The following is a 9,292-nucleotide window of genomic DNA, read 5'->3' on the forward strand; positions in this document are numbered from 1 at the left end:
GGCGCCCGCCGTCGTCAGGATGCCCGCCTCCGGTGCGGGCAGGCCTCTAGTGCGGGCAGGAGGAGCGGTACTCCTCGATCTGCAGGCTCCGGCCCGGGGCGGGGCAGAGGAACTGGTCGTAGCGGGTGTCCTCGTCCACGAAGCGCTTCATCCAGGCGATGCTGTACTTGGCGATCGTGTCGTTGGAGGTGTTCGGCGCGAAGTGGCTGGCGCCGTTGAGCTCCAGGTAGGCCTTCTCCCGGGCGCGGGAGAGGCTCTCGTAGAACGGCTCGGAGTGCGAGCGCACCGAGGCGACCGAGTCGTTCTCCGCACCGATGATCAGCGTCGGGACCGTGACGGTGTTCCAGGTCTTGTCGGTGTGCCACGGGGTGAGCGGGATCGCCGCCTTCAGCGACGGCCGGTCCGCGGACGCGGCCAGGGTGCCGCCGCCGCCCATGGAGTGGCCGCTGACCGCGATGCGGCTGGAGTCCAGCCGGCTGCGGACCGTGCCGCTGGCCCGCGTGGTCAGGTAGTCGGCCGCGGCCAGCAGCTGGCGGCCCCGGCTGTCGGGCTGGTCGCTGCGCGTGATGGTGTCGATGTTGAAGACCACGAAGCCGTGGGAGGCGAGCCGCTCGGCGTACCACGCCATGCTCGACTTGCTGGCGGTGAAACCGGGGGCGACGATGATCCCGCCGAAGGTGCCCTGGCTGGTGTCGGTCGGGTAGTAGATGGTTCCGCCGCCGAACCCGGACGCGGAGAGGGAGGAGACGTCGGTGTCGGAGACGCTGAACGGGCCGCGGGAGGCCTCCAGGAGGCTCTCCGTGGGGTTCGGGCCGCGCTCGTAGCCGGCGGCGGCGTGGGCGGTCGGGGCGATGGCGCCGGCACCGCCGACGAGCGCCAGTGCGAGAGCCAGCTTCGCGAAGGTGCGGGCCGGACGGTTCGCGGGGGTCGGGGGGTGAAGCTGCACGTCGGTACTCCCTGTTCGCATGAGGGGCCGGTGACGGCGTCCGCGCCGGGCGCCGTCCGGTGTGAGGCCGCGGACACCGTGCCTGCACCGTGGGGGGTTCCGGTTCCCCTCGAAACGTTGACAGACAGTACTTTCGTGGAGTCATGCCGCAGTGTGCATCGGTGAAATCACCGGTTCTGCACGGGGACGGTGAGCCGCGGGCCCGGCCGTGGAACATCGGCGGAATCCCCACCGCACTTTGGTCAACCGCGCGCTCCGGCTGCCGATAGGGAGAAGCCGGATCCGACGGAAGGACCACACTCCATGCGGCAGCCACTGCGCCCGACGACCAGGCGTGCCCCGTGGCGGGCTCGCCCGGCCTCGCGCGGCTGGGTGGCCTACCTCCTGGCCGGCGGTCTGCTGGTCCTGGCCGCCCCGCTGCTGCCCGCGGGACCGGCCGCGGCGGCGCAGGTGGGCCTGCAGGGCGCGACGGCGCTGACGATGGTCACCGCGATCCGCCGCAACGGCCTGGGCCGCGCGTGGCCCTGGAGGCTGGTCGTCGCCGGAACCGTCGTCACCTGGTCGGCGACCGTGCTCGGATGGGCCGTCGGCTGGCTCTGGCTGCGGATCCACCTGATGCTGGACCTGTACCACATCCTCACGGTCCTGTCCTACCTGCTCGGCCTGGTCGCGCTGACGATGCTGAGCCGGGGCGGCACCGGGTCGCCGCGGACGGCGCTGCTGGACGCGGGCATCATCACCGCCGGTGCGGCCATCCCCGCCTGGACCTTCCTGCTCCACCCCCTGCTGCACAGCGCCCCCCGCGTCGACCTGGACCTGCTCTTCACCCTCCTCACCCCCGTCATCGACCTGTTCATGCTGGGTCTGGCGGCACGGCTGGCGCTCGGCAAGGGGCGGGCGCCCTGGCTCGTCCTGGTGAGCCTCGCCTACGGCATGCTGTTCGTCTCCGACGGCATCCACCTGCTGAACCTCGCCGCGGGCCGGCCGGACGGGCCGTCGACCCTGATCACCTGGATGTGCTGGCCGCTGCTGGTCGGCGCCGCGGCCCTGCATCCCAGCCTGGCCGGGGCCACCACCGTGCCGGCCGACGAGGTGGGCGACCGGACGCGGGTGGCGGTTTTCCTGGCACTGACGGTGGTCAGCCCCCTGGCCTCGGTGGCGGGGATCGGCCTCCTGTCCGGCCGCGTCGTGGCCCGCGCCCACGTCGAGCTGGGGATCACGGCGATGACCGTGCTGCTGGCCGTACTGCTGGTGGTGCGGCTCAACCTCGTCGCCCGGCTGGCCGAGGCCCGCGCCGTCGCGCTGGACCACCAGGCCGAGCAGCTCACCGAGCAGGCCGGCGAGCTGTCGGCCGCCCTGCGCCGCCAGGAGACGCTCCGCCGCCGCCTGGCCCACCGGGCCTCGCACGACTCGCTCACCGACCTGGCCAACCGCACCCTGTTCGCCGAGGTCCTGCAGGGCGAGATCACCGCCCACGCCGCCCGGCCCGCCGGCCCGCCGCCCGCGCTGCTCCTGCTCGACCTGGACGGGTTCAAGGACGTCAACGACACCTACGGCCACCCGGTGGGAGACGAGCTCCTCGGCGCCGTCGGCCGGCGCCTGCGCGAGCTCGTCACCGACGGCCAGACCCTGGGCCGGCCCGGTGGCGACGAGTTCGCGCTCGTGCTGCCCGGCGCCACCGCCGCCGAGGCCCTCGCCGTGGCGCGGCGGGTGCTGGACGCGGTGCAGGCGCCCTTCCACCTCGGCGGGCGCGAACTGTACGTCACGACCAGCATCGGCGTCCTGGCGGAGGTCGCCGCCGACGGCGCCGCCGAGGCGCTGCGCGACGTGGACCTGGCCCTGTACGAGGCCAAGAACGCCGGCAAGAACCAGATCGCCCTGTTCGACGCCGAGCTGCGCGCCGCGCGCGTGCTCCGGACCCGGATCGCCACCGGCCTGCGCCGGGCCCTGGTCGGCGAGGAGTTCGCCCTGTACTACCAGCCCGTCGTCGACCTGGCCACCGGGGACATCAGCGGAGTCGAGGCCCTGCTGCGCTGGATCCCCGAAGGCGGTGAGCCGGTCCGGCCGGACGCCTTCATCCCCGTGGCCGAGGAGACCGGCCTCATCGTCGACATCGGGCTGTGGGCGCTGGAGCAGGCCTGCGCCGACGCCCGCCGCTGGCACGGGAGCCACGGCATCACCGTCGCCGTCAACGTCTCCGGCCGCCAGTTACGCGACGAGACCTTCGGCGACGCGGTCCTGGCCGTGCTCGAACGCCACGAGCTGCCCAGGCACGTGCTGACCCTGGAGATCACCGAGAGCATGCTGCTGGCCACCACCCCGGTCGAGACGGCCCGCATCGTCGAGACCCTGACCCGGCTGCGCGAGCACGGCGTGCGCATCGCCCTGGACGACTTCGGCACCGGCTACTCGTCGCTGTCGTACCTGCGCACGCTCCCGGTCGACATCCTCAAGATCGACCGCTCCTTCACCACCCCGCTCACCGACGCCGACCACCAGCGCACCCGCGCCTTCACCAAGACCATCGTCGAGCTCTCGGCCAGCCTGGGGCTGAAAACCGTCGTCGAGGGCGTGGAGACCCGCGAGCAGGCCGACGTGCTGCGCCAGATGGGCTCCCCGCTGGGCCAGGGATACCTGTTCTCCCCGCCCGTCGTCGCCGGGCGGATCGACGAGATGCTGCGCGCCACCCCGTGGAAGCGGGCCGCCTGAATCCGCCGCCTGAGCCCGCCGCTGCCGTACGGCGCCGCCGGCCGGAGCACGGCGGGCGGGCCCAGCGGCAGGGGACGGCCCACGGCAGCGACCCCTACCCGCAGGGGACGGCCGCTACCTGGATCGTCCGCAGTGCTCCGGCCTTCAGGCCGGGGGTGAAGCGGACCCTCCCGCGTAGCGGGGCAGGGAAAGCCGGATCGCCCCCGGGCGATCCAGCGTCTACCCGGCTCAGACCGGGCGGTTCTCCTGCTCGATGTACTGACGCAGGACGCTGATCGGAGCGCCGCCCACGCTCCCGGCGAAGTAGGAACCCGACCACAACTTGTCCGCCCGATAGTAGTGGCGGGCCAGCTCGGGGAACTCCTGTCGCAGCCGCCGGGAGGACACCCCTTTCAGCGAGTTGACCAGCCGGGACAGGGCGACCTTCGGCGGGAAGTTCACGAGCAGGTGGACGTGGGTGCTCCCGCCGTTGAACTCCGCCAGCTCGCACTCGAAGTCAGCGCACACGTCCCGCATGATCTGCTCCATGCGCTCCAGGTGGACGCCGGCGAAGACCGGGTGCCGGAACTTGGTCACGAAAACCAAGTGGGCATGCAGGGCGAAAACGCAGTGTCTACCTGTTCTGATGTCTCCATGCTCAGCCATAAACCAACGGTAGGATCACGGCGTGCAGCTGCGGTACAACGTCCGCCTCTACCCGACCCCGGGTCAGCGCGCCGCGCTGGCCCGCGCGTTCGGGTGCGCCAGGGCGGTGTTCAACGACGGGCTGCGCGCACGGCAGGAAGCCCGCGCGGCCGGTCTGCCGTACATCCCGGACGGGGAGCTGGCCAAGCGCATCATCACCGAGGCGAAGAAGACGCCGGAGCGCGCCTGGCTGGGCGAGGTGTCCGCCGTCGTGCTCCAGCAGGCACTGGCCGACCTGAACACCGCCTACCGCAACTTCTTCGCCTCGATCACCGGAAAGCGGAAAGGGTCGAAGGTCGCCCCGCCCCGGTTCCGGTCCAAAAGGGACAACCGGCAGGCGATCCGCTTCACCCGCAACGCCCGCTTCCAGGTCACCGCGGGCGGGAAACTGCGCCTGCCGAAGATCGGCGACGTCAAGGTGAAGTGGTCCCGACGCCTGCCGTCCGAGCCCTCCAGCGTGACCGTGATCAAGGACGCGGCGGGCCGGTACTTCGCCTCGTTCGTGATCGAGGCAGGCGACGAGCCGTTGCCGGAGACCGCCGCCGAGGTCGGGATCGACCTGGGGCTGACGCACTTCGCGGTACTGTCGGACGGCCGGAAGATCGACAATCCGAGGTTCCTGCGCCGCGCCGAACGCCGCCTGCGCAAGGCGCAGCAGGCCCTGTCCCGCACGGCGAAGGGGTCGAACAACCGCAGGAAGGCTGTGATCAAGGTTGCCAGGGCACACGCTCGGGTGGCCGACGCGCGCCGGGACTTCCACCACAAGCTCTCCACGCGAATCATCCGCCCTCGCCGCCGGACGGGCGGAGAGGCTAAACGCCTGCGGAGGGACCGTAAGACCCGCCGCCTAGCGGAGGGCGGGACCCGGTGAAACAGGAAGCGCAGAGGTGCCGCACACGCGGCACGGGCTGAATCCCCGGCCTTCAGGCCGGGGAGCGCGTCAAGACAGCAGGCGGACGAGCTCGACCCGGGAGCGGATGCCCAGCCGGGAGAAGATGTTCCGCAGGTGATGCTCGACGGTGCGCGGGCTCAGGAAGAGCTGGGCCGCCACCTCGCGGTTGGTGGCGCCGTCGGCGACCAGCCGGGCGATCTGGAACTGCTGCGCGGTCAGCGCCCGGGCCGCCGGACTCTCCTGTCCTGGCGCCTCGGCCGCGGGGGAGCGGGGCCCGGGGCACCGGGACGGCAGGGCCTCTCCTGAGGCGCGCAGCTCGCCGCGGGCCTGCTCGGCCCAGAGCCGCGCGCCGTACCGCTCGAAGGTCTCCAGCGCGCCGTGCAGGTGCTCCCGGGCCGCGCCGGGCCGCCGGTTGCGGCGCAGCGCACTGCCGAACAGCAGCTGCGTGCGGGCCGTCTCGAACGCGCAGGACCCCTTGCCGTGCAGCTCCAGCGCCTCGCGGAAACGCTCCTCGGCCTCGCCGGGCGCGGCCAGGAGCGCGTGGCAGCGCGCCGCCAGCGCCAGCCGGTCGGGACTGCCGGTGCTGTCCACCCAGCGGTCGAGCACCGCCAGGGCCGCCCGCGCGTGCTCGACGTCGCCGGTGCGCACGGCCGCCTCGACGAAGTGGGGGGTCGCCATGACCCGGATGACCAGGTGGCCGCCCGTCCCGTCGGCCCGGGCCGTCGCCCGCAGCCGGCCTGCCGCGCCCGCGTGGCGGCCGGCCGCGACGTCCAGGTGGGCCAGCGCCCAGTTGCCGAGCGCCCCGGCCACCCCCAGGCCGTGGGCGTCGGCCAGTTCGATCGCGCTCCCGGCCCGGATCCGGCACGTCTCCTCGTCGCCCTCCACCGCGGCGGTGAGGGCGAGCCAGGCCAGGTGCTGGGCGGCGCTGTTGAGCCGGCCGGTCTCCTGGGCCAGCCGCAGGCCCTCCATCGCGCTGGCCGCGACGGAGGCGTAGCGGCCCAGCCAGAGCTCGGCCTGGATCAGGAACTCCAGCACCTGCGGCACGGTGGAGACGGCCCCCTGGGCGCGCGCGATGTCGATCGCCCGGGTGGAGAGCTTCAGGGCCTGGGCGTCGTCGCCGAGCAGCAGGCTGGACACGCACGCCCACACCAGCACCGAGGGGTTGTCCACCGAGGGGGCGAGCTCCACGACGCGGCGGAGCGGAGCCGCCGCCTCCCGGTGCCGCCCGCGGAAGGTCGCCGCCATGCCCTCGAGATACTCGAGCATCAGCTGCGTGGTGGGCGGGTCGTCCGGCCGCCGCAGCGCGGCGGCGCGGCGCGCGATGGACAGGAAGCGCCGGTTGTCCCCGGCGAGGTACGTCGCCTCGCTCGCCCGGATCAGCGCCCGGACGGCCTGCTCCCGATCACGGTCGAGCAGCCGCTCGGCCGCCGCCAGCAGCTCGTCGCAGGCGCTGCCCGTCTTGCCGCTGCGCAGCTCCAGGCTGCCCCGGACCAGCTCGGCCCGGCCCCGCACCTCCGCGGTGACCGTCAGGGAGTTGAGGCGGGCCAGCAGCGACCGGGCGCGCTGCGGCAGCCCGGCGTGCCAGGCGTGGCGGGCGGCGGCGGCCAGGCGGGCCGCCCGCAGGTCGCCGCGGGAGGTGAGCTCCGCGGCCCGCTCGAAGGCGCGGAACGGCTCGGGGAAACCGCCCCGGCTCCCGGCCGCGCCGCCGTCCGGCCCATCGGACAACTCCTCCACCAGCTCGTCCGCGAGCCGTTCGGGAGGGCCGTCCAGCGCGGCGGCCCGGTGCCAGGCCCGCCGCAGCCGCTGGTGCTCGCCGTCGAGGACGCCCGCCAGCAGGCGGTGCGCCTCCCGTCTCCGGGCCGGGGACGCCCCGGCGTAGACCACCGCCCGCATCGCCGGCTCCCGGAAGTCGTAGCGGTCCCTGGCCACGCGCACGATGACGCCCGCCTGCTCGGCGGGCTCCAGCGCGGTGAGCGCGCAGTGCGGTTCGGCGGCGCGCAGCAGGGCGGCCATGTCCAGGCCGGGATCGGCCGCGATCAGCAGGAGCAGGTCCGCGCTCTGCCCGGGCAGCCGGGAGAGCCGGTCGGCGTACGCACGCCAGAGCCGTCCGCCCGGCGGGAGCGTCTCCGGGGGAGCGGCGACACCGCTCACCTGGTCGGGGGTGAGCGAGCCGACCAGCTCGCACAGGGCGAGCGGGTTGCCGCAGGCGATCTCGGCCAGGGCCGCTCGCAGGTCCTCGGAGAGGCCCGGCGGGGCCAGGTCGTCGACCACCTGCCGGACCGCCTCCTCGCCGAGACCGCCCAGGACCAGCCGGGGGATGTCCGCGGGGGCGTCCGGCTCCCGGTCGCCGCGGGTGCCGTCGGCGGTCAGGAGCAGCGCGATCCGCTCGCCGCGCAGGCGGCGGGCCACGAAGAACAGCACCTCGCGGCTGGGCGCGTCGAGATGGTGCAGGTCGTCGACGCAGGCCAGGACCGGGCGCCGGAGGGCGACCAGCAGGTTGAGCACCGCGGCGGGCAGCGCCAGCCCGCGGCCGGCCGTGCCGAGCTCCAGCGCCTCGGCGAGCACCGCGGCCTGCGCCGGGGGCAGGGCCGTCAACCGGTCCGCGACCGGGCGGAGCAGGGCGTGCAGCCCGGCGTACGGCAGGTGCGCCTCGGCCTCGGCTCCGCGGGTCCGCAGCACGATGAGCCCGTCCGCCGGGTCGTCCTCCCGGTCTCCCGGACCGGTCCCGGGAGCGGCCGGGGAATCGGTCCCGGAACCGGTCCCGGGAGCGGCCGGGGAATCGGTCGCGGAACCGGCCGGGGAACCGGTCCCGGGAGCGGCCGGGGAATCGGTCGCGGAACCGGCCGGGGAATCGGTCCCGGAACCGGTCCCGGGAGCGGTCTCGGAAGTCGTCGCGGAACCGGCCGGGGAATCGGTCCCGGGACCGTCCGGCTCTGCGGACGGGGGAGGGGGCGCGCCGTCCGCGGGAGCGGCGGGAGCCGGGACGGTACGGCGGGCGGCCCGGACGGCGGCGTCGAGCAGCGCGGACTTGCCCGTCCCGGGAGCCCCCAGCACGAGCAGGGCGCCGCCCGACCCTCGGCGGGCGGCGTCGACCAGCCGGTGCAGCGCGGCCAGTTCCGCGTCGCGGCCGTGGAGGGCGACGGCCGCGGTGACGGAGGTGGCGGAGAACATGCCCAAGTGTTACGCGGAGATGTCGCGACTGAGAAGAGCGGATGTCAGGTTTCCTCCCGGCACCGCGCCGGCACGGCGAAGACCGGTGATTTCACCGATGCGCGGGCTCCGCCGGACCCGTCGCGACCGGAGCGGCGACGAGGGACGCCGGGAGGGGTCCCCGGCGTTCTCGCAGCCCGCCTCCCCGCCCCGGACACCGGGACGACGAGACGGCCGGGACCGCGACCACCACAGTGGTCACCGTCCCGGCCCGGCCGGCGCCCGTCGGCGCCGTCTCGTGATCCGGCCTCCTAGCCCCGGTTCCAGGTCCACTTCTGGTTGTCGCCGCCCCAGCAGGAGTAGAGCTGGAGCCGGGCCCCGTTGCCGGAGCCGGCGGCGTCGAGGCACAGACCCGACTGGACGTTCACGATCGAGCCGTCCGAGTTGAGGCGCCACTTCTGGTTCTCGCCGCCCCAGCAGGAGTAGATCTGCACCTTGACGCCGTTGGCGGTGCCGGCGGCGTCCAGGCACTTGTCGCCGTAGACGCGGATCTCCTGCGCGGAGGTGTAGGACCACCGCTGGTTGGCGTTGGGGTTGCAGTCCCACAGCTGCAGCTGCGTGCCGTCGGTCCTCGTGGCGTTCGGCACGTCCACGCACCGACCGGACGCCGTCCCCCGGATCTGACCGGCGCCACCGGGATCCTGCGTGGGCGTCGCGGTCGGCGAGGAGGTGGGGTCCGGGTCCGCGCTGTTGAGCGCGTTCAGGACGGAGGTGTAGGCGGCCTTCTTGTTGCCGTTGCCGTCGAACAGCAGCGCGGTGGCGCCGGAGCCGAGCCAGGAGTCGCTGTCGCGCACCCCCCAGACCGTGATGCCGGTGCAGCGCGGCACCGCCAGGCAGTCGTTGACGACGTT

Annotated in this window: 5 protein-coding genes and 1 pseudogene; 2 read left to right on the forward strand and 4 right to left on the reverse strand. The window is 74.0% G+C overall.

The window, feature by feature from the left end; all coding sequences use genetic code 11:
• Positions 1 to 46 precede the first annotated feature (46 nt).
• Positions 47 to 967: an alpha/beta hydrolase family protein gene (locus ACFOWE_RS28385; RefSeq protein WP_377293153.1), complete on the reverse strand. Its 921-nt coding sequence runs from the start codon at positions 965 to 967 to the stop codon at positions 47 to 49.
• Positions 968 to 1,249: 282 nt separating this feature from the next.
• On the opposite strand from ACFOWE_RS28385, the gene ACFOWE_RS28390 reads away from it, so the two are divergent.
• Entirely contained in the window at positions 1,250 to 3,655 is a 2,406-nt protein-coding gene (locus ACFOWE_RS28390) for a putative bifunctional diguanylate cyclase/phosphodiesterase (RefSeq protein WP_377293155.1), read from the forward strand.
• A 228-nt stretch (positions 3,656 to 3,883) separates the two neighbouring features.
• Here the strand turns inward: ACFOWE_RS28390 and tnpA are convergent, their stop codons facing one another.
• Positions 3,884 to 4,300 (reverse strand): IS200/IS605 family transposase, encoded by a 417-nt coding sequence (tnpA, locus tag ACFOWE_RS28395; protein ID WP_377293157.1) that lies wholly within the window; start codon positions 4,298 to 4,300, stop codon positions 3,884 to 3,886.
• Positions 4,301 to 4,322: 22 nt separating this feature from the next.
• Between tnpA and ACFOWE_RS28400 the strand changes: the two are divergent.
• Positions 4,323 to 5,126, forward strand: a pseudogene (locus tag ACFOWE_RS28400) (RNA-guided endonuclease InsQ/TnpB family protein); the annotation flags it as partial.
• 153 nt (positions 5,127 to 5,279) lie between these two features.
• Here ACFOWE_RS28400 and ACFOWE_RS28405 read toward each other — a convergent pair.
• Both ACFOWE_RS28405 and ACFOWE_RS28410 read right to left on the reverse strand, forming a co-directional pair.
• Positions 5,280 to 8,402 (reverse strand): ATP-binding protein, encoded by a 3,123-nt coding sequence (locus ACFOWE_RS28405; RefSeq protein ID WP_377293159.1) that lies wholly within the window; start codon positions 8,400 to 8,402, stop codon positions 5,280 to 5,282.
• A gap of 290 nt (positions 8,403 to 8,692) precedes the next feature.
• Positions 8,693 to 9,292, reverse strand: a 600-nt coding sequence (locus ACFOWE_RS28410) for an RICIN domain-containing protein (RefSeq protein WP_377293161.1), incomplete at its 5' end; no start/stop codon positions are given.

It is taken from the genome of Planomonospora corallina (assembly GCF_042650625.1).
Classification (GTDB): Bacteria; Actinomycetota; Actinomycetes; order Streptosporangiales; family Streptosporangiaceae; genus Planomonospora_B; species Planomonospora_B corallina.

Excerpts from the sequence above, each read along its gene's own strand:
- ACFOWE_RS28385 (WP_377293153.1), bottom strand. The coding sequence starts at position 967 with ATGCGAACAGGGAGTACCGACGTGCAGCTTCACCCCCCGACCCCCGCG.
- ACFOWE_RS28390 (WP_377293155.1), top strand. The coding sequence starts at position 1,250 with ATGCGGCAGCCACTGCGCCCGACGACCAGGCGTGCCCCGTGGCGGGCT.
- tnpA (WP_377293157.1), bottom strand. The coding sequence starts at position 4,300 with ATGGCTGAGCATGGAGACATCAGAACAGGTAGACACTGCGTTTTCGCC.
- ACFOWE_RS28405 (WP_377293159.1), bottom strand. The coding sequence starts at position 8,402 with ATGTTCTCCGCCACCTCCGTCACCGCGGCCGTCGCCCTCCACGGCCGC.